Below are 25,518 nucleotides of genomic sequence, written 5' to 3'. Positions count from 1 at the left end.
CGGAAGCGGCGGCCGTGACGTGACACGGCCGCCGGGGCGACGGCAGCAGGACACCCACGGGGCCCGCGGGCCCGGGAGGAGGCCGCGAGGCATGCACTGGTACGAGGACGACGCGCTCTGGTCCGATTTCGCCCCGACGATGTTCCCGGCGGCGCGGGCCGAGTCCGCCGCCGCCCTGGTCGCGTCCTCTCCCCTGCTGGACTTCCCACCGGGCACGAGAGTCCTGGATCTGTGCTGCGGGCCGGGTCTCTTCGTGGTGCCGCTGGCGGGGCGCGGCTACGAGGTGACGGGGGTCGATCTGTCGCCCGCGATGCTGGAGAGCGCCCGGGCCGCCTGCGACACGGCGGGCGCCGAGGTCCGGCTGGAGCGCGCCGACATGCTCACGTACCGGGAGCCGGGCGCCTTCGACGTGGTGCTGAACGTCTTCACGTCGTTCGGCTACTTCGACGAGGCCGAGGACAACCTCCAGGTGCTGCGCAACGCGTACGAGAGCCTCGCGCCGGGCGGGCAGCTCCTGGTCGACGTGATGGGCAAGGAGGTGCTGGCGGGCTGGATCGGGCGGCCGAAGGCGGTCGACCTGCCCGACGGCGCCTACGTCGTCCAGCGCGACACCGTCCTCGACAGCTGGCGGCGGCTGCGCACGGACTGGACGCTGGTGCGCGGCACGACGGCGCGGACGGCGTCCATCACCTCCTGGCTCTACTCGGCGGCCGAGCTGCACGCCCTCTTCGAGAGCGCGGGCTTCACCGACGTGGAGTGCTTCGGCGGGTTCGACGCGTCCGGCTACGACCAGCGCTCGGACCGGCTGATCGTGCGCGGGCGGCGCAAGTGAGGGCCGGGGCGGACGCCCGTCCGCGCACCGCGGGACCGGACACGGGTCCCCGTCCGACGACCGGGCCGGACACCCTCGCGCGCCCGGCCGCCGCGACGGTCCACGAGCACATCACCGACGCGGTGAAGACCCCGGACCTGATCCGGCTGACCGGCGACATCGTCCTCGCCCGCTTCGAGACGATGAAGGTGTACGCGGCGCTCGGCGCGGTCCGTTCGCTGCTGCGCCGGGGCCGGGTGGTGCCCGGGCAGACCCTGGTCGACAGCTCCAGCGGGATCTACGCGCTGGCGCTCGCCATGGCCTGCCACCGCTACGGGCTGCGCTGCCACATCGTCGCCTCCACCACCGTGGACGCCACCATGCGGGCGCAGTTGGAGATCCTCGGCGCGACGGTCGACGCGATGCCACCCTCGCAGAGCCTGCGCCTGGACCAGGAGCTGCGGGTGCGCCATGTGCGCCGGCTGCTGGCGGACCGGCCGGACTTCCACTGGATGCGGCAGTACCACGACGGGGTTCACCACGAGGGCTACCGGGAGTTCGCGGAGCTGCTCACCAGGGCGTTGCCCGAGGGTCCGCTGACCGTGGTCGGCGCGGTGGGCACCGGTGCGTCGACCGGTGGACTGGCCCATGCGCTGCGGGAGTCGGGGCGGCCGGTGCGGCTGGTGGGCATCCAGCCGTTCGGCAGCGTGACCTTCGGGAGCGAGCGGTTCGAGGACCCGGAGGCGATCATCGCGGGCATCGGCAGCTCGATACCGTTCGGGAACGTCCGCCACGAGCTGTACGACACCGTCCACTGGCTGGACTTCCGCCATGCGATGGCGGGGGCGGTCGGACTGCTGCGGGAACACGCGGTGTTCGCGGGCCTGTCCACCGGGGCGGCCCATCTGACGGCGTCCTGGGAGGCGGACCGCGATCCCGGGCGGCTACATCTGGTGCTGGGCGCCGACACCGGACACCGTTACGCGGAACGGGTGTTCACCCGGCACGCCGAAGCCCTGGACCCGGCCGGGCTGCGGCCCCGGACCATCGTTTCGCCGGAGGACCTGCGGCCGCCGTGGTCCGTGATGGAGTGGGCCGGGCGCGGCGCCCCGGAGGCCGCCAGGACCGTCGAGGGTTCGGTCCCCTCCCCCGTACCGACCGTGGAGCTGCTGCCATGACGATCGCCGCACTGGAGTCCCTGTCCTTCGGTCTGGGGCGGATGGCGGAGGCCGCCGCCGAAGCGGGGCACCGGCTGTGCCTGCTGACCGGCGACCGTTCGGTCTACCGGCACGAGCTGGCGGTCCTGCCGCCGGACACCCTGGACGTCGTGGACGTCGACACGATGGATCCGGAGGCAACCCGTCGCGCCCTGGCCGCCGTGACCGGCCTGGCCGGGCTGATCAACACGACGGACACCTGGAGCCTGCCGGCCGCCGAACTGGCCGCCGAGCTGGGGCTCCCGGGTGCGGATCCCGGCGCCGTACGGCTGCTGCGGGACAAGCGCCGGGTCCGGGAGACCCTGCACACGCACGGGCTGAGCCGGAGTACGGCCGTAACCGTCCCGCCGGGTCCCGAAGGCGCCGGGGAGGTGCTGCGGGCAGTGGGGCTGCCCGCGGTCCTGAAGGACTCGGCGGGCACCTCCTCCCGCTCCGTGTGGATCGTGCACGACGAGGAGGCCCTGCACCGGGCGCTGGCGGAGGCCGGAGAGGAGCGCCTGACCGGTTCCCTGTTCGCCGAGGCGTTCCTGGCCGGTCCGCTGTACAGCGCGGAGACCCTCAGCTGGGACGGGACCACCCGGCTGCTCGGGGTGCTGAGCCGCCAGACGTCCCGGGCGGCGGTGGTACGGGAGGAGGCGGCGGCGTTCCCGGTGGCGCTGCCCCAGGAGGAGCGGGCCGGGATCGAGGCGTGGGTGGGCCGGGTCCTCGCGGCGGCGGGGCACACCCGTGGCTTCGCCCATGTGGAGTTCGTCCTGACGGCCGACGGACCCGAGCTGGTCGAGATCAACCGCAGGATCGGCGGCGCGCTGGTCGGCGAGGTGCTGTGCCGGACGCTGCGGACCAACGTCTACACGGCCATGATGGACGAGGCACTCGGCCGCCGTCCGGCACTGCTGGACACCCCTCTCGACGCCGGAGGACCCGCGTACGGCTTCGTCCTGGTGTACGCGGAGCGGCCCGGGGTGCTGAAGGGCTGGCAAGGCCTCGACGAACTCGGGGCGTTCCCCGGGGCGGTGGAGTGGTTCCCGGTCCGCGAGCCCGGCGAGAGCGTGATCCACGTCGGCGACCAGCGGGGCTGTACGGGCATGGTGCTGGCCGAGGCGCGGACGGCGGAGCTGGCCCAGCACCGGGCGTGGAGCGCGGCCGTCCGGGTCCGACCGGTCGTCGCCGGGGCGCCGTGAGCCCGGGAAGGTGAGCCTCCGCCGGACGGACGGGGCTCCGGGGGCCGGCGCCGACCGTGGGCGGACGGGCCGGGCCCGGCGGCGTGCTGTCCCTGGGCAACCGGGCCGCCCACCGCTCACCGGCCCCCAGCGGTTCCTGCTGGGGGGCTCGTTCCTGATCACGCTGGGCAGCTTCGCCGTGCTGCCCTACATGTCGGTGCTGCTGCACCAGCGGCTCGGCCTCGGACTGGGCACGGTCGGCTTCGTGCTGGCCGTCGCCTCGCTGATCCAGTTCGCCGGGGGCGTGGTCGCGGGCCCGGTGACCGGGCGGATCGGGCTGCGGCGCGCGATGCTGCTGGCACTGGGACTGCGCACGGCGGGCTTCGCCGCGTTCGTCCCCGGGCTGACCAGTCCGGTGCTCGCGGTCGGGGCACTGCTGCTGGTGTCGGCGGGCGCGGCGCTGTACCTCCCGGCGAACAAGGCGTATCTGGTGGAGGGGGCGTCCGAGGCGCGGCGCCCCCGGCTGCTGTCGGCGAGCAGTTCGGCGTTCAACGCGGGGATGGCGCTGGGCCCTCCGGCTGCCGCGCCGCTCGTCATGGGCTCCCCCGGCGTGCTGTTCTCCGGCGTCACCGTGCTGTTCGCGCTCGTGGGGGCCGGGCACGCGCTGCTGCCGGCGGGCGCGGCGGACCGGCCCTCCGCCGGGTCCTCGGCCGGGTCCTCGGCCGCGCCCGCCGCCGGCGGGGCCCCGGAGGCCGGCGCATCGCGCTCCGGGCCTTCACCGTTCGTGGTGACCCTGCTGAGCGTGTACGCGTTCATGTTCTTCCAGCACTACCTGGCGCTGTACGCGGTCCCCCGGACGTCGGCGGCCTTCTACGGGGCCGTCCTGACGGGGTACGCGGCGCTTCTCGTCGTCGGGCAGCCGTTGCTGGCGGAACGGGTCGCCACACTGAGCTATCCGGCCGCGCTGCGGTGGGGATTCGGCGCGATGGCCGCGGGCATGGCGGCGATCGGGTCCGGGGGACACGCGGGTATCGCGGTGGGCGGGGCGCTGCTGTGTCTCGGGGAGATCGTGCTCTTCCTCAAGAACGACCTGGAGGCGCTGGCCCGTTCGTCGGCTGCCCCGGCGAGTGTGTTCGGGCGTCAGCGGCTGGCGGCGGGCATCGGCGCGTTCGCCAGTGGGGTGGTGGGCGGGCAGTTGTACGGGGCGGCGGAGTCGGTGGGTTCGGCGCGGGGGTTCTGGGCTGCGGTCTGCCTCCAGTGCCTGCTGCTGCCGGTGTTCCTGCTCCGCCGACGGCGCCCCGCCCGGGACCCCGAGGGGTCCCGGGCGGGCGCCGGCTAGGGTCTTTCCTTTGGATCGGGCCGGACGCGCGTCGGGGCCGCGGTGATCAGGCCGATGCGGGGAGCGGGCTGCGGTGAGTGTCCGCCGGCTCCGCGCGCCACTGCCCGGCGAGTTCGCGGCGGGCGCGGGCCACGCGGGAGCGCACCGTGCCGATCGGGCAGCCGGCGATGGCCGCCGCCTCCTCGTAGGACACACCCAGCAGTTGGGTGAGGACGAAGGCCTGACGGCGCGCCGGGTCCAGTCGGCGCAGGGCGTCCAGGACCGCGACGGACTCCTCGAACCCCGGCAGTTGACGGGGCTGGGCACGTTCCGCGGCGGTCTGCCAGTCCGCGGTGTCGGCGGTCCGGGGGCGTACGGCGGCGGCGCGGTGCCGGTCGATGACGACGCGTCGCGCGATCGACATCAGCCAGGTCCGGGCGCAGGAACGCCCCGCGAACCGGGCCAATCCGCTCATCGCCCGGAGGTAGGTCTCCTGAGCCAGGTCGTCGGCCCCCGGGACGTCTGAGCTGAGATAGGCGACGAACCTGCGGACGTCCTCGTAGGTCGCCCGGACGAAGCGGTCGGCGGCCTCCCGGTCCCCGCCGCCCGCGGCCAGCGCCCAGTCGGTGATCTGCCCGTCGTTCTGCCGGGCGGCCGGAATTCGGGGGTGGGGCGGACGGGTGGTGGACACCCGGATGACCGGCGGCCGGGAGGCGGACGGTGGTGCGGCGGCGGGCAGGGCGGCGGCCGGCCGTGCGGTGGTAGAAAGCACGGCGGCGGGCAGTGCGGCAGCGGGCAGTGCGGGAGCAGGAAGTGTCACAGCAGTCCTTCGCGTCCTTGCGGAGCCGCGGCAGTGGTCGCCCGGCTCCGGTGACCGGTCCCGAGCCCCGTCGGGGGCGGCCCGGAGCACCGGCATGCCTGTCACGGGTATGCGCGGAACGCACACCCGTACCGCCTCCGGCGACAGAGGCCGGAGGGCGGATGAAGGTCAGAGGAAGCGGGGGGAGACCGGTGGCCCACGCCGGGAGATGGCGTGCAGGGCGAGGAGGTCCCGGGGGCGGCGGGGCCGGCGGCGGACGCGTCGCCGGACGGGCGGCGCGGGCGCGGGCGGCATCGTGGACCACAGGCGCCAGGCCGTCCGCAGCGGGTCGCGGACGAACAGCACCAGGCAGCGGCCCAGCCGGGCGAGGGCGACCTCGCCGCGCCACAGCCACCAGCCGCAGATCAGCCCGGCCACCGCGTGAGCGGCGGCCATGCCGAGGGTGAACACCGCCCCGTCGAAGGCGGCCAGCAGCCCCATCAGGTCCGACGAGCCACCGATCGGGGCCTCGTGCGCCGAGTGGTTCATCGCGCCCGAGGCGCGGCGCCCGCCGCCCGAGTGGTGCGTGCCGAAGCCGGACGGCAGCCAGGATCCGGCGCAGGCGAAGAAGGTGTGCAGCACCAACTGGCCCAGGACATGGGCCGTCACGGTCACCGGAGCGCTCCGCTCCCGCGCGGCGAGCCACCACCCCGCCCCGCACACCGGCAGCAGCGCGGCGGCCTGGGCGAGCAGGGGCAGGGGCGCGCCGGACATCAGCGCGTGGCCGAGTCCGGACACGGCGACGCACACCACCGCGAACAGCGCGGTGCGTCCGAGTCGGAGTGCGGTTCCGGCTCCCATGGCAGCCATCGTGCCAGTCGCACCCACCCCGAGGAGAAGAGCACCAGATGCCGAAACAACGGGAGTTCACCTCGTTTGCCCCACCAGCAACATGGAGTGATCCATGTCACATTCGAGTACCGGGAACTTTTCCCTCCCCGCGTCCGACTGCTCCAACAACGCGTCTGCGTAAGCCTCGTGGCCCGGGGCCGCCGCATCCGCCCCCGCCACCCGATATCCCCGCCCCGAAGAGGCCGCATGACGAACCCACTCCCCACCCCTGAACCGGCAGCGGCCGCCGAGACGCCCGGAAGTACCGCGCCGGCCACCGAAGCCGGATCCGAAGCCGTGGCCACGGTCACCGAAAGCACCGCACCGGACGACGGCCAGGTCCCCGCCCCCCGGCGGCCCGGAGAGCCGAGACGGCCGACACTCCGCTCCGACCTGCGGGCCTCGTGGCCCGACGGCCTGGTGGCGCTCCTCATCACCGCGGCGATCTTCGCCCTGCTCTACATACGCATCCGCAACAAGACCTCGTCCACGGTCACCGTGATGCCGTTCATGGCCGACGCGGGCGGCTTCTGGATGTACTTCCTCAGCCAGGCGTTCGGCTGGTCCGCCCTGCTCTGGGCCTGGGGAACCGTCATCCTCGGGCTGATGCTGTCCGGCCCCCGGCCGGGCCGCCTGCCGTTGTCGGGCCCCCGACTGGAACGCCTGCACCGCACCACGAGCCTCAACACCATCGCCCTGATCGCGGCCCACGCCCTGCTGTTCGGGGCCGAACTGGTCCGGCACGACACCGCGTCCTGGAACTCCGCGGTCGCCACCGCCTTCGTGGAGGCCCTCGTCCCCGGCGGCTACGACTCGGGGACCGGTCGGATCGCCATCCCCGTCGGCCAGGCGGCCCTGTACCTCGCGATCCCCCTCGGACTGCTCTTCTACGTACGCCACCGCATCGGCCCCAAGACCTGGCGGGTACTGCACCGCTGCGTGATCCTCGTCTACGTCCTCAGCGTCTGGCACACCCTGCTGTACGGGACCAACGTCTGGTACGACGGCTGGTTCCGCACGAGTGTCTGGCTGCTCCAGCTCCCGATAGCCGCGCTGCTGCTCCTGCGCCTGATGCGGCCCGCCCGCCGCTCCGAGAAGCTGCCCGGCCGGCCCGGAGCGACCACAGGGGCCCGCACCGGGTGGGCCCTGCGGGTGGGCGGCAGGCTCGTCGTGGTGGCGGTCCTGGCGGCTCTGATCGCCGTCGTGGCAAGCGGCAGCGACGGCGGGCGCAGCAAACCCCCCAAGGACACCTCCTCCACCCACAACCACGACTGAGAGGCCGTCCACCACGGCGAGTCGGCGCCGTCCGCCACGATGGGCAGGAGCCGTCCGCCACCACAGGTGAGAGCCGTCCGCCCGGCGACGTACGCTCGGAGGCATGACCACCAACGATCTTCCCGTGATCGCCGCAGTCGACGGCTCCACGCACAGTCGGCAGGCGCTCGACTGGGCCACCCACGAAGCCGTGCGGCGGGGGCTGCCCCTGCTGATCGTCCACGTCCGCCCGCTCACCCGGCAGGTCGACGAGGAGAGCGGACGGCGCGAGGCGGAGACCCTCCTGGCCGAGTCCGTACGCCAAAGCGCGCTCATCGCTCCGGAGCTGCGGCCCTCGACGCTGGCCCCGCTGGACTTCCCGTCGGCGGCCCTGGTCACGCTCGGCCGGGACGCGTCGATGATCGTGGTCGGATCGCGCGGGCTCGGCGGCTTCCGCTCGCTGATGGTCGGTTCCAACAGTCTCGCCACCGCGTCGATGGCGAGCTGTCCCGTCGTCGTCGTGCGGGAGGACCGCCCGGAGGGGGACGACGACCGTCCCGGGGACACGGCGGCCTTCACCGACATCGTCGCGGGGGTGGCCGCCGACGAGAGCAGCGAAGCGGTCCTGGAGTTCGCCTTCGCCACCGCGGCTTCCCGGCCGGGCGCCCGACTGCGGATCGTGCACGGCTGGACGATGTTCTCCTCGATGCTCGCGGGCGGCCCCGTCCTGGACCGGCAGGAGGCGGCGGGCTCGGCCGCGCGGACCCTGGCCGAGCTGACTTCGGGGTGGAATGAGAAGTACCCGCAGGTGGAGATCGTCCGGGAGCCGGTCAACGGTTCGGCCTCGCGCACCCTGGTGACCGCGTCGGCGACGGCGGCCCTGACGGTGATCGGCCGTCGCAAGGGCGGCGAGTCGCTCGGCCTCGGGCTGTCCCCGGTGGCACAGACCGCCGTCACGCACGCGCTGGGACCGGTCGCCGTCGTGCCCTGCTGAGCCGGGACCCCGGTTCCCGGTGAGCCGCTCCCCCCTGCCCTGCTGAGCTGTTCGCCCGTGCCCTGCCCGGGCGCCTCGACTCTCCCGTCGGTGCGGGCCTCTTGGCCTGGCGGGCGGCTTGACGGAGACTTGGGCGATGACACAGCGTGTGGCGCTCGCGACCGTGATGGACCGGCTTGCCATCGATGCGGTGATCACCGGGTATGCGGTGGCCGTCGACGACGGGGCCTGGTCGGACTACGGCGCCCTGTTCACCCCGGAGGGCCGCGCGGACTACCGGGGCGCGGGGGGCGTGGAGGGCCCGGCCGACGAGATCGCCCGGTGGCTCGAGGAGACGATGCGCCTCTTCCCGGTGCGGCAGCACCTGATCGTCAACCGCCGGATCGATCTGGAGGACCTGGGCGGCTATACGGGAGACCGGGCCGAGGTGCGGGCCGACTACCTCAATCCGATGTGCCTGGCCCGGAAGACGGCGAGCGGTTCGGGCGCGGACGCGCCGGGCCGGGCGGATTCCGGACAGGCCGTGGGTGTCACGCCCGACTTCGTGACCGGCGGCCGCTACGCCTTCGAGCTGTGCCGCGCTGAACCGGGCTGGCTGATCCGTACGGTCACCGTTCATGAGAAGTGGCGCCGGACACCGGGCGCGTAGGACCCGTCGTCGCACCGCCGTCGCACCGCCGTCGCCGCCCGAGGGGTGTCCGGTCCGTCCGCCGTACCCCGCTCGGCCCGCGTCCTGTGTCCGGCGGGGATCACTGCCCCCACACTGGGTATCCACGGGTTGACGCGGTGACGGCGACCGCCCGCTCGCGCACGACCGAGGAGGGCACGGCATGCGAATCCGGGGCGGGCGTCTACCGGTCGGCCGGCACGCGGCCGGCACGTCCGGTGAAGGCTCTTCAGGTGCCGGCGGTTCCGGTGCCGGCGGTTCCGGTGCCGGCGGTTCCGGTGCCGGCGGTTTCGGTGAAAGCCCTTCAGGTGAAGGCACGTCCGGTGAAGGCGGTTCCGGTGACGGGCCGGGGGCCGGAGGCCGGGGCTCCGTCGGCGCGGGGAAACTCTCGTCCCCCTGGGCCCGTGGCGCGGCGGCGCTGCTCGCCGGGGCGCTGCCCGCGCTCGCCTTTCCCGCCCCCGGACTCTGGTGGTTCGCCTATGTGGCGCTGGTCCCCTGGCTGCTGCTGATCCGCACCGCGCACTCGCCCCGCAGAGCCGCGCTGGACGGCTGGATCGGTGGCATCGGCTTCGTCATCGCGGTGCACCACTGGCTGGTCCCGAGCCTCCACGTCTTCATCCTGCTGCTGGCCGCCCTGCTGGGGCTGCTCTGGGCTCCCTGGGGGCTGCTGGTGTCCCGGCTGCTCGGCGGGACCCCTTCCGCGTCGCGTGCCGTCGCCGCCGTGGTCGTCGTGCCCTCCGGGTGGCTGATGATCGAGCTGGTCCGGTCCTGGGAAGGGCTGGGCGGGCCCTGGGGGCTCCTCGGTGCGAGTCAGTGGGACGTCGCCCCCGCCCTGCGGGTCGCCTCGGTGGGCGGGGTGTGGCTGGTGAGTCTGCTGGTGCTCGCGGTGAACACCGGCGCGGCCCTGCTGGTCGCCGGCCGCGCGGCCCGTACGACCGCCGGGGTCCTGCTGGCGGTGTGCGCCCTGTCCGTCGCGGCGATGTGGGCCTGGGCGCCCCGGCCCACGAGCACCGGCACGGTCAGGATCGCCGTCGTGCAGCCGGGCGTCGTGGAGGGGCCGGGAAGCGTCGCGCGCCGCTTCGACCGGGGCGAGGAGCTGACCCGTTCGCTGCGGGGCCGGGGCGTGGACCTGGTGGTGTGGGGCGAGAGCAGTATCGGTGCGGGCGCCTGGGAGCGCCCGGAGACCGCGCGGCGGCTGGCGGACCTGTCCCGCCGGGTCGGCGCGGATCTGCTGGTCAATGTCGACGCCCGGCAGACGGACGGCTCGGGGCGGTCGGGGATCTTCAAGTCGGCGGTGCTCGTGGGCCCCGACGGGCCGACCGGGGACCGCTACGACAAGATGCGTCTGGTCCCGTTCGGCGAGTACGTCCCGGCCCGCTCCCTGCTGGGGTGGGCGACGTCCGTGGGCAAAGCGGCCGGTGAGGACCGGCTGCGTGGGGACCGCCAGGTGGTGATGACCCTGCCGGACGGGGCTCGGGGGCTGCGGATCGGCCCGCTGGTCTGCTTCGAGACGGCGTTCCCCGACATGAGCCGCGGGCTGGTGCGCGACGGTGCGCAGGTGATCGTCGCGCAGTCCGCCACCTCGACGTTCCAGCACAGCTGGGCCCCGGCCCAGCACGCCTCACTGGGGGCACTGCGGGCCGCCGAGAACGGCCGCCCGATGGTCCACGCGACGCTCACCGGGATCAGTGCGGCGTACGGGCCCCGGGGGGAGCGGGTGGGCCGTCCGCTCGGTACGGACGCGAGCGCGACAGAGGTGTTCGACCTGCCGCTGGCGCGCGGGAGCACGCTCTACAACCGGCTCGGCGACTGGCCGGTGTACGGGGCGCTGGCGGCACTGGCCGTGCTGTGCGCCGTCGAGGGGCTGCGGGCGCTCAGGAGGCCTGCTCCAGGGCCTCCCGAACCACCCGCTCGCACAGCTCATGGGTCGCCAGGGCGTCCCGGGCACTGAGCGTCCCGCCCCGGCGTACGGCGTCGAGGAAGGCGTGCACACAGCCCTCGATGCCGCGCTGCCGGGCCACCGGAACCCAGTCGCCCCGCCGTCGCATGCTCGGCCGGCCCTGGTGATCGATGACATCCGCGAGGTTGAGCACCTGACGCTTGGTGTCCTGGCCGGAGACTTCGAGGATCTCCTCGGTCGACCCGTTCAGCCGGTTCATCATGCCGATCGCGGTGAATCCGTCGCCGGAAAGCTGGAGCACCACGTGGTGCATCAGACCGTCCACGATCCGGGCCCGCACGGTGGTGTGGTCGACGGTGCCCGGGACCAGGAAGCGCAGGGTGTCGACGACGTGGATGAAGTCGTCGAGGATCATCGTCCGGGGGTCCTCGGGCAGTCCGACCCGGTTCTTCTGCATGAGGATCAACTCGCGCGGGTGCTCCGCGCACTGCGAGTAGCCCGGGGCGAAGCGACGGTTGAAGCCGACGGCGAGGCTGACGCCGCGTTCCTCGGCGAGGTTCACCAGTCGCTCGGAGTCGGCGTACTCATAGGCGATCGGCTTGTCGACATAGGTGGCGACGCCGGCTTCGAGGAGCCGATCCACGATCTGCGGGTGCACGGCGGTCGGGGCGTGCACGAACGCCGCGTCCAGCCCTGCGGCGAGGAGGGAGTCGAGGGTCGTGTGACGACTGTCGGCCGGAACCCGGTGGGCGTCGCCGACCGCTTGGAGCGTGGCGGGGGTGCGGGTCTGCAGATGCAGTTCGACCCCCGGTACGGCGGTCAGCACCGGCAGGTACGCCTTCTGCGCGATGTCGCCGAGCCCGATGCAACCGATCTTCACGAGGTCTCCCTGTCGCCGTGCCGTGCCGCTGTCCGCGGCTGTTCGCGCCCCGGCAGCATACGTCGCCGCCCTCCTCGGCCCGCGCTCCGGTTCCGCTCACAAAGCCCCTGGCCAGGGACCACGAGAGCGCCGCCGCGTTCGGCCTGGACGACTTCTCCCAGGGCGTCAGCTCGTCGGGCAAGCCGTTCAGCCTCCGCTGGATCCATACGCACACGATCGAGGAGTACGCCCAGTGCAACGGCCACGCGACCTGGTGCGCGAGCACATCGACGGTGCGACCGGCAAGTGAACGCACCGGCGCACCGTCCGGCTCCGCGCCGAAGGATCGCTGCCCACTTCGGTGCGCGCCGCTGACCGGGTCACTCGTGCGGGCCATTCCTCGCCCACCGGGTCCCCGCAGGCCGGGCCGCACCGCAGAGTCAACCGGGTGCAGAGAACCAGAATCACCGCGAACCTCCTGGCCGGCTTAGCGGTCACGGCCGTCTCCGGCTGCGTATCGGTGGAGCCCGGGGCCCTTCCCTCCCCGCGTCCGGCCTCCCCCGGGCCGGCCCAGGACGTGGCCCCGCAGATCGTGCGGCCACCCGCCCGTGAGGCGTTGGAGGTTGTGCCGGATCCGAGCCCGACGGCGGCCCTGCCGTCCTCCCCCGCGCCCCCGGCCGCCGGCTCCCCTTCGGCGGCCCGGCGCACCGCACCTGCGGGGGCCTCCCTTCCGCGCGAGCGCCCGGACCCGCCGGGGCCACGGACGCCCCGCCGGGCCCCGGGCGTACCGTCCGTCACCGCGCCCGCCCTGCCACGCGTCCCCGGCGGCTGGGCGGACGTCTGCGCGCTCGGCCGGGGGTACGGCGGCTGGCCAGCGGGCAGCCCGGAGTCCCGGATCTGCTCGGAGACGTACGGCCGCTGACGCTCCTGCCCCACACGGCCCCGCGGCGGTCACTGCTCCCGCATGCGGAGCTCCAGGCGGTCGATGGCGGCGCGGACCCCGCCGCCGTACCCGTCGTCCGCCAGCGACTCGGCCGCGGCGCGGGCCCGCTGGAGGTGGATACGGGCCGAGTCGGGGCGCTGGAGCTTGAGGTAGTCCGCCGCGAGGTTGAGGTGGAGCGAGGGGTAGAACGCCCGGACGGCCGGGGTGTCCCGGTGTTCCGCCGCCCGGTCTCCACCGCGCCCCTCGGCGCCGCCCGGCCCGTCGCCATCGCCCGGCCCCTCGGCTCTCAGTCCCTCGGCCGCCGTCAGGGCGCGCAGGTCCCAGGCCAGCTCGTCGCCGGGGTCGTCCTGAGTGTCGGCCATGTAGTGCGCGAGGGTGCAGCGGTGCAGGGCGTCACCGTCCGCTCCGAGCTCCGACCAGAGCGCGCCGAAGCGGTTGCGGGCCTCCTCACGGTCACCTCCGTGGAGCAGCATGATCGCCTGGCCGATCCTGGTCATGACGGCGTCATCGGACGCCTCCTGCTGCTCCATCACCGCGGTCTCCTCGTCGCCCGTCCAGCCGGTTGCCGTCGGTCCGACGCTAACGCCGGGCTTCCGTATAACCGGTCAGACACGGGTGTCGAGTCCCATCGGTCGGGACCCGTCAGCCAATCTCGGGGATCCGCCAGTCGATCGGCCGGTGCCCCTGGGCGGCCACGGCCTCGTTGATCTGCGTGAAGGGGCGGGAGCCGAAGAACTTCTTGGCCGAGAGCGGCGAGGGGTGTGCGCCCTTCACCACCACGTGGCGCTCCTCGTCGATCAGGGGCAGCTTCTTCTGTGCGTAGTTGCCCCAGAGCACGAAGACCGCCGGGTCGGGCCGGTCGGCGACGGCGCGGATCACCGCGTCGGTGATCTTCTCCCAGCCCTTGTTCTTGTGGGAGTTGGCCTCGCCGCCCCGCACGGTGAGCACAGCGTTGAGCAGGAGGACGCCCTGCTCGGCCCATGGCATCAGATAGCCGTTGTCCGGGATCGGCAGGCCGAGCTCCTGCTGCATCTCCTTGTAGATGTTGCGCAGCGACGGCGGCGTCCTGACGCCGGGGCGCACGGAGAAGCAGAGCCCGTGCCCCTGGCCCTCGCCGTGATAGGGGTCCTGGCCGAGGACGAGGACCTTCACCTTCTCGTACGGCGTGGCGTCCAGGGCGGCGAACACCTGCTCGCGCGGCGGATACACGGGACCGTTGGCCCGCTCCTCCTCGACGAAGTCGGCCAGTTCCTTGACGTACGGCTTCTGGAGTTCTTCGCCGAGGACGGCGCGCCAGGACTCGGGCAGCAGGTCGATATCGGTCACGTTCACAACCTCCGTGGAGCAAGCGGTTCTTGATCCCAGAACCTACCGGTCGCCACTGACAACGGGCCCGGGAGCCTTCCGCTCAGCGTCTACCAGCTGGCCTTGCGGTACAGCTCCCACAGCTGCATCACGGTCTGCGGGTCGAGTGCGCGCTCGCCGCCGCCGATGTCCTCGCCCGCGGCGACGTACAGCTTGCCCTGCCACAGCGGCAGCAGTCGGACGTCCTCGACGAGGATCTTCTGGGCCCGCTCGAACTGCTGGCTGACCGCGCCCCGGTCGCTCTCCTGCCGCGACGCGGGGATCAGCTGCTGGGTGATCTCCTTGTTGATGTACGGGGTGCCGGTGACGCTCTCCTTGCCCACGAAGGGGGCGATGAAGTTGTCGGGGTCCGGGAAGTCAGGGAACCAGCCGCGGCCGAAGACCGGGTACTCGCCCTTGTTGAAGCCTTCCTGGAAGTTCTTCCAGGGCTCGCCCCGCAGCGTGATCTCGAACAGCCCGGAGTCCTCCAGCTGCCGCTTGAGCTCCTCGAACTCGGGCTCCGTGGAGGAGCCGTACCGGTCGGTGGTGTACCAGAACTTCATCTTCACGGGCTCGGTGATACCGGCCCTGGTGAGGGTGTCCTTCGCCTTCTTCACGTCCGGGTCGCCGAAGGTGTCGAAGAAGCTCGTGGTGTGTCCGGCGATGCCCTTGGGGACCATCGAGTAGAGCGGCTCGGCGGTTCCCCGGTAGACCTTGGCGACCAGGGCGTCGCGGTCCACGACGTGGGCGATGGCCTTGCGTACGGCGGGGTTGGCGGCGGCCGGGTCCTTCGGGTTGAAGACCAGGAAGCGGATGTCCGCGCCGGTGCTCTCGACGATCTGGAGGCCGGCGTTGTCGTCCTTGTTGTCCTCCAGGCTGACGACCTCCTCGGCGGTCAGCCCCCGGTAGGTGGCGTCGATCTTGTCCGCCTTGAGCGCGCTCACCATGTCGGCGGACTTCTCGAAGTAGCGGATGGTGACCGCGTCGTTCTTCCGGTCGGCGAAGCCCTTGTAGTCCGGGTTCTTCTTCAGCTCGGCGGTGACCCGGTCCTCGTAGGATTGAAGGAGGTAGGGGCCGGAACCGGTGACCTTGCCGTCGTCGCGGATCTTGTCCTTGCGGTAGTCGCCGGGGGCGACGAGCGACATGGCAGGCGTGGCCAGGATGAACGGGAACGTGGCGTCGGACTTGTTCAGGTGGAAGATGACCGTGTCGTCGCCCTTGGTCTCGATCCGGTCGAGGGAGTCGAGCATCCCGGCCGGGCCGCCCTTGGAGCGGATGTCCACGATGCGGTCGATCGAGTACTTCACGGCCTCGGCGTCCAGCTTCTCGCCGTTGGAGAAGGTGAGGTTCTTCTTGAGCGTGCACCGGTACGCCATGCTCGTGGCGTCGGTGAACTTGCAGGACTCCGCCGCGTCAGGCTCCGGGATCGTGCTGCCGGAGGGGAAGCTCACCAGGGTCTGGTAGACGTTCCGCATCAGCTCCCAGGAACCGTCCCAGGCTGCCGCGGGATCGAGGGTGGATGGTGAGCTGGTCGTCCCGACGGTTATCTTCTGGTCCGTCTCCGATCCGCTGTCGGAAAGGAGACCGCAGCCGGCCAGCAGAGAAAGGGAAGCTAGGGCTGCAGCAGCCTGCAGACTGGCCCGGTAGAACACGCGCACGCTCCTCGATCGGCCATGGGATCGGCAGACCATACCGCAGCGCCCCACCGGATCAATCCGCTGGCCCGGCGGGGCACTTGACTCAATCAGGGCCAAACCGGCCCAGGCCGCTCTCAGCCCACGCCGGCGTTGAGGAAAATCCCCCCGTCGACCACGAGGGTCTGGCCGGTGATCCAGTCGGACTGGGCGGAAGTGAGAAAGGCCGCCGCGCCCCCGATGTCCTCGGGCACGCCGAGCCTGCCCAGCGGATAGGTGGCGGCGACCTCCGCTTCGCGCCCCTCGTAGAGGGCCTGGGCGAACCTGGTCTTGACCACGGCCGGGGCGATGGCGTTGACCCGGACGACCGGGGCGAACTCGTGCGCCAACTGGAGGGTCAGGTTGACCATCGCCGCCTTGCTCATGCCGTACGCGCCGACGAACGGCGAGGCCGAGACCCCGGCGACCGAGGCGATGTTCACGATCGCCCCGCCGTTCTCCTTCTGCCAGGCCTTCCAGGTCTGCTGGGCGAAGCCCAGCGCCGAGATCACATTGGTCTCGTAGACCTTGCGGGCGACGTTCAGGTCGAGCTCCGCCATGGGGCCGAAGACCGGATTCGTCCCCGCGTTGTTGACCAGGTAGTCGACCCGGCCGAAGGCCTCCATCGTGCGCTCGACCGCCGCGGCCTGGTGCGCCTCGTCGTGCGCCTTGCCCGGAATGCCGATCACCCGCTCGGAGCCGAGCCGCTGGACGGCCTCCTTCAGCGCGTCCTCGCCCCGCCCGGTGATCGCCACCCGGTCGCCGCGGGCCACGAGCGCCTCGGCTACGCCGTAGCCGATGCCCCGGCTGGCGCCCGTGATGAGGGCGACCCTTCCGCTGTCCTGCACCGTCATGATCTCCGCTGCCCTTCGGATCAGTTGAGGGGTCCGCCGGCCACGTACATGACCTGGCCGGAGACGAAGCCCGCGTCGTCGCCCGCGAAGAAGGCGATGGCGTTCGCGACGTCCTCGGGACGGCCGACGCGCTGGACCGGGATCTGGGTGGCGGCCGCCGCCTGGAACTCCTCGAAGCCCATGCCGACGCGGGCGGCCGTCTGCGCGGTCATCTCCGTGACGATGAAGCCGGGCGCTACGGCGTTGGCGGTGACGCCGAACTTGCCGAGCTCCTTGGCGAGCGTCTTGGTGAGGCCCTGGAGTCCCGCCTTGACCGCGGAGTAGTTGGCCTGACCCCGGTTACCGAGGGCCGAGGAGGAGGAGAGCGAGACGATCCGGCCGAACTTGGCCTCGACCATGTGGGCCTGAACGGCCTTCGCCATCAGGAACGCGCCCTTGAGGTGCACGTTCATCACGAGGTCCCAGTCCGACTCGCTCATCTTGAACAGCAGGTTGTCGCGGAGCACGCCCGCGTTGTTCACGAGGATCGTCGGCGCGCCCAGCTCCGCGGCGACCCGCGCGACGGCGGCTTCCACCTGACCGGCGTCCGACACGTCGCAGCCGACGGCGAGCGCGGCGCCCCCGGCGGCGGTGATCTTCTCGACCGTGTCCTTGCAGGCCGCCTCGTCGAGATCGAGTACGGCGACGGAACGGCCCTCGGCCGCGAGACGAACGGCGGTGGCGGCGCCGATGCCCCGCGCCGCTCCCGTCACGATGGCGACGCGCTGCTCGGTGGTGGACATGCTTGGTTCTCCTCGCCCTTGGATCGGGGCTCAGCGGACGTCGGGGCGCTTCCCTGACAGAAAGACTCCCGATCGCTGAGCAACCGCTTAGTACCTTCAGCAGACGAGACGCTAGAAGCCCCGGCACCCGGTGTCAACGGCGCACGCCCCGGCGGGCCGCACGTCACACCGGGCGGGAGCACGCGCCGCTGTGCCGTCGTGGTCCCGCCGGGGCGTGGATCAGCGCACGAGGAGGTCGAGCAGCCGTTCCACCTCGCCGGCCGGGTCCATGGTCAGACCACTGTGCACGGCGCCGGGCTGAACGACCGTGGAACGCGGGGCGATCAGCCAGCGGAACCGCCGCCCGGCGTCGTCGCCCGCCGCCTGACCGGCTCCCTCACCGCCGCCGCAGACCCCCTCGACGGCGCGCAGAGCGGCCCGCACCCCGACGGCGTCGGCCCGCGGGTCCAGAGCCTTCAGCTTCGCCTCGTCGAGGTGCGTACGGGCGGCGACGAACGAGTGCGCCCGGCAGTAGACGAGCACCCCGGCGTTGAAGCACTCCCCCCGCTCGACGCGGGGCACGACGCGCAGGAGCGCGTACTCGAAGACATCGCGTCGCGTCATCGGCCGCCCTCCTCACCGGTACGGGCGACCGCCGCGGCACGGTCGTCGCCGGGCTCCGGCCGGGGCGGCAGGCGCTCGGTGAGCCAGCCCGGGGCCTGGGAGGGCCTGGTCGCGGCCGGCGCGTCCAGCGTGATCCGCCCGTGGATGTCGGCGGCCCGCGCGAGCAGCGGTGCGATGTAGGCCCGGCGCACCTCGTCGGCGGAGGCGAAGCCGGGCTCGTCGGCCAGCCAGACGTCCGGCACATCGGCGGCCACCTCGGCGAGCAGGTCCGCGGTGACCAGCGGGGCGAGCTCGGCGGCCGCGGCCGCGATGTCCGGCCCGAAGGGCGCCAGGACATGGTCCGAGGCGTTGTACGGTTTGGCGGCGGAGGCCTGGGCGCCGGGCCAGTTGTGGTGCCAGATCATGGTCGCGCCGTGGTCGATGAGCCAGAGGTCGCCGTGCCAGACGAGCAGGTTCGGGTTTCGCCAGGAGCGGTCGACGTTGTTGATCAGCGCGTCGAACCAGACGATCCGCCCGGCCTCGGCAGCCCCGACCTCGTAGGCGAGCGGATCGAACCCGAACGAGCCCGGCAGATAGTCCATCCCGAGGTTCAGTCCGCCGCTCGCGCGGAGCAGCTCCTGCACCTCCTCGTCGGGTTCGGCGAGTCCGATGACGGGGTCGAGCTCGATGGTCACCAGCTCGGGCACCCGCAGTCCCAGCCGTCGGCCGAGCTCACCGCAGATGATCTCCGCGACGAGCGTCTTACGGCCCTGGCCCGCCCCGGTGAACTTCATGACGTATGTACCGAGATCGTCGGCCTCGACGATGCCCGGGAGCGAGCCGCCCTCACGCAGGGGCGTGACATAACGAGTCGCTGTGATTTCTGTCAGCATCTTCCCGGGCCATCCCATTCCCTAGCCTTGCAATCCATGATCATCTCCAAGTGTGCATGCACCGGGGAGTCGGCCACGATCAACCTGGGGAGAAGCTGGGGAGTTTCCACCGGCACGTCACCCCCTCCGGCTTCCCAGGATTCCGTCGATGGCGGCGCGCCCCTTCGCCCCGGTCGCCCCGGCTTCCGGCATGAGGTGAGCGTAGTAGCTCAGCGTGACAGTCGGCGAAGGGTTTCCGAGGCCACCGCGCGAGGGGCACCACGGGCTCCCCCGCCTCCAGCACGACCGGGGCGCAGGTGTTGCCGGAGTACAGGGAAGCCATCCCTTGGCACCGCCTCCCACGGGGAGCGGGAAGTGGGCACGCGCGCATGGGGGAATCCCGTGTGAGGGGAGCGGGTGACCGCAAACGGTGAACGGCGGGCTCCCCACCCGCGGCAGTCGCCGAGAACGTAGCGAGATCTGTGATCCGGCTGCCGGGCAACACGCTCCGGCTCGCCATCCGGGTCGGCTGTGGCGAGTGTGGCTCCGCCCGCTCAGCGCGCGAGCCGGCCCATCAGCGCCGAGGCGCAGATGACGCCCACGACCGCTGCGAGGCACAGCACACCGAAGTCCAGCGGCAGGTGCGCCGGGGTGCCGATCAGCAGGCCGCGGAGGGCGTCGACCTCGTAGCTCAGCGGGTTCGCCCGGCTCACCGCCTGGAGCCAGCCGGGCATCAGCGCCACCGGATAGAGCGCGTTGGAGGCGAAGAACAAGGGCATGGTGATCGCCTGCCCGATGCCCATCAGCCGGTCCCGGGTGAGCACGATGCCCGCGATGCTCATCGACAGACAGGCGAAGAACGCCGACCCCAGCACCACCACCAGGGCGACTCCGGCCAGCCGCAGCGGGTTCCAGGTGAGCGCCACACCCAGTGCGGCGGCGATGAGGACGACCACCAGGGCCTGGATAAGCGCCTTGACCCCGGCGGCGAACGCCTTGCCGGTGACCAGCGCGGCCCGTGGGGTGGGGGTGACGAGGAGTTTGTTGAGCACGCCGGCGTCACGCTCCCAGATGATCTGGATGCCGTAGAAGATGGCGATGAACATGGCGGACTGGGCGATGATTCCCGGCGCGAGGAAGTCGAGATAGGGCACGTTTCCGGTGGGGATCGCGCCGATCCGGGTGAAGGTCTCACCGAAGATCAGCAGCCAGAGCGCGGGCTGAATCGCCCTGGTGTACAGCTCGGTCCGGTCGTGGCGCAGCTTTTGGAGCTCCACCGTGCACATCGCGGCCACCCGCGCGGGCAGTACGGCCCAGCCGCCGCGTACCCGCGAGGGTTCGACGGGCAGGGGGTCAGCCGACGCGGGACGCCGTACGGCGGGTGCTGCGCACATCACGGAACTCGCCTCCCGTGTGATCGTCGTCGAGGCCGCTGCCCGCGTAGTGGCGGAAGACGTCCTCCAGGGTGGACGCGCGGCCGGAGGGAGCCAGCCGGTCGAGCGCGGCGGTGAGGCTGTCCGGGGTGCCGAACGCACGGATCCTCCCCTGGTGCATCAGGGCGACGCGGTCGCAGTACCGGGCGGCCTCGTCCATGGAGTGGGTGGTGACCAGGACGGTCATCCCGGTGGCGGCGCGGACCTCGTTCAGCCGCTCCCAGACGCTGGTGCGAGCGATCGGGTCGAGGCCGATGGTCGGTTCGTCCAGGATCAGCAGCCTGGGCGAACTGACCAGTGCCTGGGCGAGTTCGAGGCGGCGGACCATTCCGCCGGAGTACGTACCCGCCATCCGGTCGGCGGCCTCTCCGAGACCGACCGCGTCCAGGGCCCGGGCCACCCTCGGGGCGCGCTCCCCGCGCGGCACGTCGTAGACCCGGGCGAAGAGGGTGACGTTCTCGCGTCCGGTGAGGGCCGCGTCCGCGGAGAGCTGCTGGGGGACATAGCCGAGCAGTCGCCGTACCGCCATTTTCTGTCTGGTGACATCGTGACCGAAGACCTGGATCACCCCGGCCGGAGCGGGAAGAAGGGTGGTGATCACCCTGATGGTCGTGGTCTTGCCCGCTCCGTTGGGACCGAGCAGACCGAAGACCTCACCCGCGGCGACCGAGAAGTCCACGCCGTCCACCGCTTGCGTGGCACCGAAGCGGTAGACAAGTCCGGTGCAGTCGATGGCGTTGCGGATCATGGCCGGATCACCTCCGGATGTGTGATTCCTCGTGGAGCAGGGCGGCGAGCGCTCGGAGCGCCGGCAGCGCGGCGGTCAGGGCGGCGCGGTCCCGTGCGGGCAGCCGGTCCCACTGCTCGCGGTAGAGGGCGGTGCGGCGGTCGTCCCACTCCCGCAGCCGTTGGACGGCCTCGGGTGTGACATACAGCAGGGCCGCCCGGCGGTCCCGCGGATCGGGGTCCCGGCACAGCAGTCCCGCGCCGGTGAGTTGGCGGACCAGGGTGGACACCGAGTTGCCGGCGAGGCGGAGTTCCGTCGCGGCAGCCGATACCCGGATGCCCGGGTTCGACTGGACCAACCGCAGGAGTTCGGCCTGAGCCACCGGCAGGGGTGGGCCGACCAGACCACCGCGCAGGCGACGGCGGGCCAGCCGGTTGACGCCGACCAGTGCCTCGCCCAGCTCTCGCGCAGGGTCCGTATCCGACATAACTCCTATATTACCTCTCAGGTAGAGGTAATCGCAGGGCGCTGAGCAGTCCATCACCGTCCTCCGGGATGCCGCCTCGGCGTACGCCAGGAAGATCCGGGGGCGGCTTCCACTCACCCCGGAACAGGCCCCTGCCTCGCCTCTCCCTGCCTCTGAGCCCGGCCGGACGAGGCGGACGAGGGACGGAGTTACGGTGGAGAGGGAAGTGATCGCGGGTGCCCGGTCTCCCGGCGCGGGCCCGCCGTACCGCGGCAGAAGGGCGCGAGCCGGGCCCGGGTTTCCCTTCGATACGAAGCCCGTACGCGAAGGAGGTGCGGTCCCATGGACGCGGAACGTGCCGAGCGCATGGTGTTGGCGCTCCGTGAACGCAGGGTGATGGCCCATGTCGTACAGGCGGGCGTGTACGAGTTCGGCATCCGCGTGGTCCTCGACGAGGGAATCGAGGCGCTCTGGGACGTCGACGGAGCCGCCGGACTCGACGCCGAGATCATCGACGAGGGTGTTCTGATCGGTTTCGTTCCCCATGTGCCCGGCTCCGAGAACTTCACCGAGCCGCAGTTGGTGGAGACCATCGCAAGAACCGCCTACTCCCCGGAAGGGCTCCACCCGCCGCTGGACGCTCCCGCCGCGCCCCCGGACGGAGCGCGGGTATCCAGCGCCTCCTCCCCGGAGCCGGCGCCTCCGGTCGCCCGGTACCAGCGCCGTGCGCACTGGATCCGGCGGAGCGGCCGGAAGTGACCGCGCCCTGGGGTGAGCCCGCACACTCCGCCCTCTGGAGACCGCCGGAGTGCACCCTGTGGGCCTGCCGCCGAAGACCTTCGCCCGAGTTCTGCGCTTCGAGCACGCGCACGCACTGGCGACGGCGCACGACCCGCTTCCGTGGGCCGATGTGGCGACCGTCTCCGGCTACGCCGACCAGGCCCATCTCGTTCGGGACTGGCGCGAGTTCACGGGCCGGTCGCCGACGGTCCGGCGTCGCGGGGAAGTCATCCTCGGGACCGGGTAGTCGCCGACCGGCTCCCCGTCGCATCGGCTTCCGTTCCCCTTTCTTCAAGACCACCCGATCTCCGTCCTGTGACGATCGTCGGCATGAGACTCGTCAACCACGAACACAACGCCATCGACCTGCGGACCACCCCCGTGCACCTCGGGCCGGGATCGAGAGCGACACCCATCGAGGGCTTCGCCTGGGACCCGGAGGTGCTTCAGGCACACAGCGCCGCGGTCGCGGCGGACGGCGCCGAGGGCCGGATGGTGACCATCTTCGACGGCGAGGGCCCCGGAGACCACCGGGAGCGCCACCCCGCCGGCGACGAACTGGTCGTCTGCCTCAGCGGGTCGGTGACGGTCATCCGCGACGGGAACGGGGTACCCGACCGTGTTGTGCTCGGGCCGGGCGAGGCCACCGTCAACCCGGCCGGGACATGGCACGCGGTGGACATGGCGGGGCCGGCGTCCATCCTGACCATCACCGCCGGCCTCGGCACCGGCCACCGCCCCCGGACCGACACCCGCCCGACCGAGCACATCGGCACGCCCGGCCCGCAAGCGCCGTGACCACACGCGTCGCGCGCCTCGGCGACAGCCTCACCCACGCGCAGCTCGGCGTCGACCACCTGGACCTCCTGCGACGAAGCCACCCTCCCGGCAGCCTGCGGAACGGAAATCCGACCGGAAAGACGGCCTGGCGGGTCGCGATGGCCTCTTCCAGCATTCTCCCGGACCACCCATCTCCGCGTCCGGCATGAAGCGAGCACAATAAGCGAGCGCATTGACCGAGGGTGATCGCGGGCGAGGAACGCCCGGGGAGCCGCGCCAAGCTCGCGACGGATATCAGTCGAGGTCGCAAGCAGCGGGAGCGATGTCCTGTTCGGCCCAGACCAGTTTGCCGGTGGGCGTCCGGCAGGAACCCCAGCGTCGGCACAGCATGTTGATGAGTTGCAGGCCCCGGCCGCCTTCATCGCTGAGGGTCGGGGGCTGAATATGCGGAAGGTCCGCTCCCGTATCGGTGACTTCGACCGTCAGCCGGTCGTGGCGCAGCAGCCGTAGCTGGCCGGGGCCGCCTCCGTAACGCAGGGCGTTGCCGACCAGTTCGCTGACGACGAGCTCCGTGGTGTCGGCCAGCCCGGCCAGGTCCCATCGGTCGAGTTGCTCCCTGACCAGCCGGCGGGCGGCGGAAGCGGCGGTGGGGTCGGACGGCAGCTCCCAGATGACGACGTCGCCCCCGCTGGAGACGGAGCGGCTGGTGGCCATCAGCATGACGGCCTCGTCGAAGCGGGTGCCGGGTCCCGTCCCGGACGTCACCAGAGTGCCCAGGAGAGCGGGATCCATCCGGGACACGGTGTCGCGCAGCCTCTCCAGCTGGGTGTCCACATCATCCGTGCGGGTCTTGAACAGTCCGTCGGTGTAGAGCACGAGCCGGCTTCCGGCGGGCGCCGGCAGCCGGACAGAGGTGTACGGGATGACGCCGGCTCCGAGCGGTGCGCCCGGCGGCACGTCGACGTGCGTGGCGTACCCCTCTGCGTCCACCAGCAGCGGTGGCGGATGTCCCGCGCTCGCGAGGGTGTAGTCCCTGGTGGCAGGGTCGTAGACGGCGCACAGGCAGGTGGCGACCTGGTCGTCGTCCAGGTCGCGGGCGGCCAGGTCCATGCGGGCGAGGGTGTGTTCGGGGGCGATGTCCAGGGCCATGAGCGTGCGCGCGACCGTACGCAGCCGCCCCATGGTCGCCGCGGCCGACAGGCCATGGTTCATGACGTCACCGACGATCAGGGCGCTCCGGCCTCCCGGCAGAGCCACCACGTCGTACCAGTCCCCGCCGACGCCGCTCGTGTCCGTCGGCGGGGCGTAGCGGGCGGCGACGTCCAGGCCCGGTGTGCTCGGCATGGCACGCGGGAGCAGGCTGCGCTGGAGGGAGACGAGGCGCTCGCGCTCCTGCCCGTACAGGCGTGCGTTGTCCACGAAGACAGCGGCCCGTGAGGCGAGCTGTATCGCGAGCGCGAGATCGGTGTCGGTGAAGGGGGGCCTGTTGCCCGCGCGAATGAAATCGGCCGCCCCCAGCAGTACGCCCCGAGAGACCAGGGGCACAGCCATGTAGCTGTGCACCCCCGCGTCGCGCAGCAGGGCGGCGGCTTCGGCTGTAGGGGCGACCCAGCCGTAGTCGTCGGCGCCCAACCGGGCGACCAGGACAGGCTCCCGGTCGGTCAGACAGCGGTCCACCGCTCTCTCCTGATAGAGGGAGATCTCCCCGACCTCGTCCGGCTCCAGATTCGCCAGCGCGTCGATGACGGCCACGGCGATGGCCCGGGTGACGGTCGGCTGTGTGGTGTCCGGCCGCGCACCCTCCTCGCCACGAAGCACCGATTCGAGCAGATCGATGGCCGCGCCGTCCGCCAACCGGGGCACGGCGAATTCGACCAACTCCTGTGCGGTTCCCTCCAGATCGAGCGTGGTCCCGATCCTCGTACTCGCCTCGTTGAGCCACTCCAGGTGGTCGCGGATCACGGAACGGTCGGCCGATTTCGCGCTTCGGCGGTGCCGGGAGAGCGTTGCGGCGGCCCCGCTCCGCGCACGCAGTGGGCTCCGTCTGCGGTCGCCTTTTCGCACGAACGAGCCTCCCGTACCGCCTCTGCCTGGCCGGATAGAACCATACTCCCGCGCGTACGCGACAGCGCCCATCCGGAGGCGGATCACCATGTCAGCGATCCATGTCAGCGATCCATGTCCGCGATGACTCCCGGAAGGGTGAGTGGCACGGGAGTCACGAACGGCGGCACGGCCGATCCGCCGGTACGGCGTATCCCTTCGCGCTGGTGGTAGTGGCCTGTTCCCCTCTGCTGTTCGCACGGCGGCCCGCGGGTGCGATGGCCGGACCCGCCTTCCGACGGAGTGTCCATACCGCGGATTCACTTCACGCCCGAGGGCCTGACGCCCCGCCATCGCCGCCCTCGGACG

25 protein-coding genes and 3 pseudogenes are annotated in these 25,518 nt (G+C 72.1%); 14 read left to right on the top strand and 14 right to left on the bottom strand.

Features of this window, described 5'->3' with window-relative positions; translation table 11 throughout:
* Positions 1-91: 91 nt before the first annotated feature.
* The 4 genes from ACZ60Q_RS24645 to ACZ60Q_RS24630 are packed head-to-tail and all read left to right on the top strand — an operon-like array spanning position 92 to position 4,527.
* Positions 92-832 (top strand): class I SAM-dependent methyltransferase, encoded by a 741-nt coding sequence (locus ACZ60Q_RS24645; protein WP_469638521.1) that lies wholly within the window; start codon positions 92-94, stop codon positions 830-832.
* Positions 829-1,989, top strand: coding sequence for a pyridoxal-phosphate dependent enzyme (locus ACZ60Q_RS24640; RefSeq protein WP_469638514.1), 1,161 nt, complete (start codon positions 829-831; stop codon positions 1,987-1,989). The genes ACZ60Q_RS24645 and ACZ60Q_RS24640 overlap by 4 nt, the downstream gene beginning before the upstream one ends.
* The gene (locus ACZ60Q_RS24635) at positions 1,986-3,209 is read left to right on the top strand and encodes an ATP-grasp domain-containing protein (protein WP_469638511.1); all 1,224 of its coding nucleotides are present in this window, start codon (positions 1,986-1,988) and stop codon (positions 3,207-3,209) included. The genes ACZ60Q_RS24640 and ACZ60Q_RS24635 overlap by 4 nt, the downstream gene beginning before the upstream one ends.
* Before the next feature lie 10 nt (positions 3,210-3,219).
* On the top strand, positions 3,220-4,527 hold the full coding sequence (locus tag ACZ60Q_RS24630) for an MFS transporter (protein ID WP_469638508.1): 1,308 nt from the start codon (positions 3,220-3,222) through the stop codon (positions 4,525-4,527).
* 46 nt (positions 4,528-4,573) lie between these two features.
* Here the strand turns inward: ACZ60Q_RS24630 and ACZ60Q_RS24625 are convergent, their stop codons facing one another.
* Together ACZ60Q_RS24625 and ACZ60Q_RS24620 are read right to left on the bottom strand one after the other, a co-directional pair.
* Positions 4,574-5,197, bottom strand: a complete 624-nt coding sequence (locus ACZ60Q_RS24625; RefSeq protein ID WP_469638880.1) for a sigma-70 family RNA polymerase sigma factor — start codon at positions 5,195-5,197, stop codon at positions 4,574-4,576.
* Positions 5,198-5,494: 297 nt separating this feature from the next.
* Entirely contained in the window at positions 5,495-6,166 is a 672-nt protein-coding gene (locus ACZ60Q_RS24620) for a hypothetical protein (protein WP_469638506.1), read from the bottom strand.
* A gap of 237 nt (positions 6,167-6,403) precedes the next feature.
* On the opposite strand from ACZ60Q_RS24620, the gene ACZ60Q_RS24615 reads away from it, so the two are divergent.
* The 4 genes from ACZ60Q_RS24615 to lnt all read left to right on the top strand — a co-directional run bounded on the left by ACZ60Q_RS24615 (position 6,404) and on the right by lnt (position 11,062).
* Positions 6,404-7,471, top strand: a complete 1,068-nt coding sequence (locus ACZ60Q_RS24615) for a ferric reductase-like transmembrane domain-containing protein (RefSeq protein ID WP_469638504.1) — start codon at positions 6,404-6,406, stop codon at positions 7,469-7,471.
* Between the two features lie 103 nt (positions 7,472-7,574).
* A complete protein-coding gene (locus tag ACZ60Q_RS24610) occupies positions 7,575-8,444 on the top strand; it encodes a universal stress protein (RefSeq protein ID WP_469638501.1) in 870 nt (289 codons plus the stop codon).
* A gap of 136 nt (positions 8,445-8,580) precedes the next feature.
* Positions 8,581-9,093, top strand: a complete 513-nt coding sequence (locus ACZ60Q_RS24605; RefSeq protein WP_469638498.1) for a nuclear transport factor 2 family protein — start codon at positions 8,581-8,583, stop codon at positions 9,091-9,093.
* Between the two features lie 181 nt (positions 9,094-9,274).
* Complete coding sequence (gene lnt, locus ACZ60Q_RS24600) at positions 9,275-11,062, top strand: apolipoprotein N-acyltransferase (RefSeq protein WP_469638495.1); 1,788 nt, start codon at positions 9,275-9,277, stop codon at positions 11,060-11,062.
* On the opposite strand, the gene ACZ60Q_RS24595 is transcribed toward lnt, so the two are convergent.
* A complete protein-coding gene (locus ACZ60Q_RS24595; protein WP_469638492.1) occupies positions 10,986-11,891 on the bottom strand; it encodes a Gfo/Idh/MocA family protein in 906 nt (301 codons plus the stop codon). The two genes, lnt and ACZ60Q_RS24595, sit on opposite strands and share 77 nt — an antisense overlap.
* Before the next feature lie 125 nt (positions 11,892-12,016).
* Between ACZ60Q_RS24595 and ACZ60Q_RS24590 the strand changes: the two are divergent.
* Positions 12,017-12,180 (top strand): annotated as a pseudogene (locus ACZ60Q_RS24590) (mycothiol transferase); the annotation flags it as partial.
* 138 nt (positions 12,181-12,318) lie between these two features.
* On the top strand, positions 12,319-12,792 hold the full coding sequence (locus ACZ60Q_RS24585) for a hypothetical protein (RefSeq protein WP_469638489.1): 474 nt from the start codon (positions 12,319-12,321) through the stop codon (positions 12,790-12,792).
* A 29-nt stretch (positions 12,793-12,821) separates the two neighbouring features.
* Here ACZ60Q_RS24585 and ACZ60Q_RS24580 read toward each other — a convergent pair whose 3' ends face one another.
* From ACZ60Q_RS24580 to ACZ60Q_RS24535, 10 genes are all read right to left on the bottom strand, one after another.
* Positions 12,822-13,346 (bottom strand): hypothetical protein, encoded by a 525-nt coding sequence (locus ACZ60Q_RS24580; protein WP_469638487.1) that lies wholly within the window; start codon positions 13,344-13,346, stop codon positions 12,822-12,824.
* Between the two features lie 109 nt (positions 13,347-13,455).
* Entirely contained in the window at positions 13,456-14,145 is a 690-nt protein-coding gene (locus ACZ60Q_RS24575; RefSeq protein WP_469638484.1) for a uracil-DNA glycosylase, read from the bottom strand.
* Between the two features lie 83 nt (positions 14,146-14,228).
* The gene (locus ACZ60Q_RS24570; protein WP_469638481.1) at positions 14,229-15,809 is read right to left on the bottom strand and encodes an ABC transporter substrate-binding protein; all 1,581 of its coding nucleotides are present in this window, start codon (positions 15,807-15,809) and stop codon (positions 14,229-14,231) included.
* 119 nt (positions 15,810-15,928) lie between these two features.
* Complete coding sequence (locus ACZ60Q_RS24565) at positions 15,929-16,684, bottom strand: SDR family oxidoreductase (RefSeq protein ID WP_469638478.1); 756 nt, start codon at positions 16,682-16,684, stop codon at positions 15,929-15,931.
* Between the two features lie 20 nt (positions 16,685-16,704).
* Entirely contained in the window at positions 16,705-17,466 is a 762-nt protein-coding gene (gene fabG, locus ACZ60Q_RS24560) for a 3-oxoacyl-ACP reductase FabG (protein ID WP_018957822.1), read from the bottom strand.
* A gap of 219 nt (positions 17,467-17,685) precedes the next feature.
* A complete protein-coding gene (locus tag ACZ60Q_RS24555) occupies positions 17,686-18,069 on the bottom strand; it encodes a DUF3037 domain-containing protein (protein WP_469638475.1) in 384 nt (127 codons plus the stop codon).
* A complete protein-coding gene (locus ACZ60Q_RS24550; protein WP_469638472.1) occupies positions 18,066-18,941 on the bottom strand; it encodes a HipA family kinase in 876 nt (291 codons plus the stop codon). The genes ACZ60Q_RS24555 and ACZ60Q_RS24550 overlap by 4 nt, the downstream gene beginning before the upstream one ends.
* Before the next feature lie 533 nt (positions 18,942-19,474).
* On the bottom strand, positions 19,475-20,314 hold the full coding sequence (locus ACZ60Q_RS24545) for an ABC transporter permease (RefSeq protein ID WP_469638469.1): 840 nt from the start codon (positions 20,312-20,314) through the stop codon (positions 19,475-19,477).
* Entirely contained in the window at positions 20,274-21,101 is an 828-nt protein-coding gene (locus ACZ60Q_RS24540; protein ID WP_469638466.1) for an ABC transporter ATP-binding protein, read from the bottom strand. The genes ACZ60Q_RS24545 and ACZ60Q_RS24540 overlap by 41 nt, the downstream gene beginning before the upstream one ends.
* Positions 21,102-21,108: 7 nt before the next feature.
* A complete protein-coding gene (locus ACZ60Q_RS24535; protein WP_469638463.1) occupies positions 21,109-21,567 on the bottom strand; it encodes a MarR family winged helix-turn-helix transcriptional regulator in 459 nt (152 codons plus the stop codon).
* Positions 21,568-21,888: 321 nt separating this feature from the next.
* Between ACZ60Q_RS24535 and ACZ60Q_RS24530 the strand changes: the two genes are divergently transcribed.
* The 4 genes and pseudogenes from ACZ60Q_RS24530 to ACZ60Q_RS24515 form a co-directional block, all read left to right on the top strand.
* Positions 21,889-22,305 carry a hypothetical protein gene (locus ACZ60Q_RS24530; protein ID WP_469638461.1) on the top strand — a complete coding sequence of 139 codons (417 nt, stop codon included), beginning with the start codon at positions 21,889-21,891 and terminating at the stop codon, positions 22,303-22,305.
* Positions 22,306-22,363: 58 nt separating this feature from the next.
* Positions 22,364-22,573: pseudogene (locus tag ACZ60Q_RS24525) on the top strand (helix-turn-helix domain-containing protein); the annotation flags it as partial.
* Between the two features lie 83 nt (positions 22,574-22,656).
* Positions 22,657-23,124: a cupin domain-containing protein gene (locus tag ACZ60Q_RS24520; RefSeq protein ID WP_469638458.1), complete on the top strand. Its 468-nt coding sequence runs from the start codon at positions 22,657-22,659 to the stop codon at positions 23,122-23,124.
* Positions 23,121-23,225 (top strand): annotated as a pseudogene (locus tag ACZ60Q_RS24515) (SGNH/GDSL hydrolase family protein); the annotation flags it as partial. The gene ACZ60Q_RS24520 and the pseudogene ACZ60Q_RS24515, both read left to right, overlap by 4 nt.
* A 175-nt stretch (positions 23,226-23,400) precedes the next feature.
* On the opposite strand, the gene ACZ60Q_RS24510 reads toward ACZ60Q_RS24515, so the two are convergent.
* On the bottom strand, positions 23,401-25,068 hold the full coding sequence (locus tag ACZ60Q_RS24510) for an ATP-binding SpoIIE family protein phosphatase (RefSeq protein WP_469638455.1): 1,668 nt from the start codon (positions 25,066-25,068) through the stop codon (positions 23,401-23,403).
* Positions 25,069-25,518 lie beyond the last annotated feature (450 nt).

The sequence above is a fragment of the Streptomyces sp. NPDC104313 genome (genome assembly GCF_055583985.1).
The sequence above is the reverse complement of the archived record's forward strand: the minus strand, read 5'-3'. Positions and strand labels throughout refer to the sequence as shown.

Excerpts from the sequence above, each read along its gene's own strand:
- ACZ60Q_RS24645 (WP_469638521.1), top strand. The coding sequence starts at position 92 with ATGCACTGGTACGAGGACGACGCGCTCTGGTCCGATTTCGCCCCGACG.
- ACZ60Q_RS24535 (WP_469638463.1), bottom strand. The coding sequence starts at position 21,567 with ATGTCGGATACGGACCCTGCGCGAGAGCTGGGCGAGGCACTGGTCGGC.
- ACZ60Q_RS24520 (WP_469638458.1), top strand. The coding sequence starts at position 22,657 with ATGAGACTCGTCAACCACGAACACAACGCCATCGACCTGCGGACCACC.
- ACZ60Q_RS24550 (WP_469638472.1), bottom strand. The coding sequence starts at position 18,941 with ATGCTGACAGAAATCACAGCGACTCGTTATGTCACGCCCCTGCGTGAG.
- ACZ60Q_RS24615 (WP_469638504.1), top strand. The coding sequence starts at position 6,404 with ATGACGAACCCACTCCCCACCCCTGAACCGGCAGCGGCCGCCGAGACG.
- ACZ60Q_RS24530 (WP_469638461.1), top strand. The coding sequence starts at position 21,889 with ATGGACGCGGAACGTGCCGAGCGCATGGTGTTGGCGCTCCGTGAACGC.
- ACZ60Q_RS24545 (WP_469638469.1), bottom strand. The coding sequence starts at position 20,314 with ATGTGCGCAGCACCCGCCGTACGGCGTCCCGCGTCGGCTGACCCCCTG.
- ACZ60Q_RS24635 (WP_469638511.1), top strand. The coding sequence starts at position 1,986 with ATGACGATCGCCGCACTGGAGTCCCTGTCCTTCGGTCTGGGGCGGATG.
- ACZ60Q_RS24540 (WP_469638466.1), bottom strand. The coding sequence starts at position 21,101 with ATGATCCGCAACGCCATCGACTGCACCGGACTTGTCTACCGCTTCGGT.
- fabG (WP_018957822.1), bottom strand. The coding sequence starts at position 17,466 with ATGTCCACCACCGAGCAGCGCGTCGCCATCGTGACGGGAGCGGCGCGG.
- ACZ60Q_RS24605 (WP_469638498.1), top strand. The coding sequence starts at position 8,581 with ATGACACAGCGTGTGGCGCTCGCGACCGTGATGGACCGGCTTGCCATC.
- ACZ60Q_RS24555 (WP_469638475.1), bottom strand. The coding sequence starts at position 18,069 with ATGACGCGACGCGATGTCTTCGAGTACGCGCTCCTGCGCGTCGTGCCC.
- lnt (WP_469638495.1), top strand. The coding sequence starts at position 9,275 with ATGCGAATCCGGGGCGGGCGTCTACCGGTCGGCCGGCACGCGGCCGGC.
- ACZ60Q_RS24610 (WP_469638501.1), top strand. The coding sequence starts at position 7,575 with ATGACCACCAACGATCTTCCCGTGATCGCCGCAGTCGACGGCTCCACG.
- ACZ60Q_RS24620 (WP_469638506.1), bottom strand. The coding sequence starts at position 6,166 with ATGGGAGCCGGAACCGCACTCCGACTCGGACGCACCGCGCTGTTCGCG.
- ACZ60Q_RS24565 (WP_469638478.1), bottom strand. The coding sequence starts at position 16,684 with ATGACGGTGCAGGACAGCGGAAGGGTCGCCCTCATCACGGGCGCCAGC.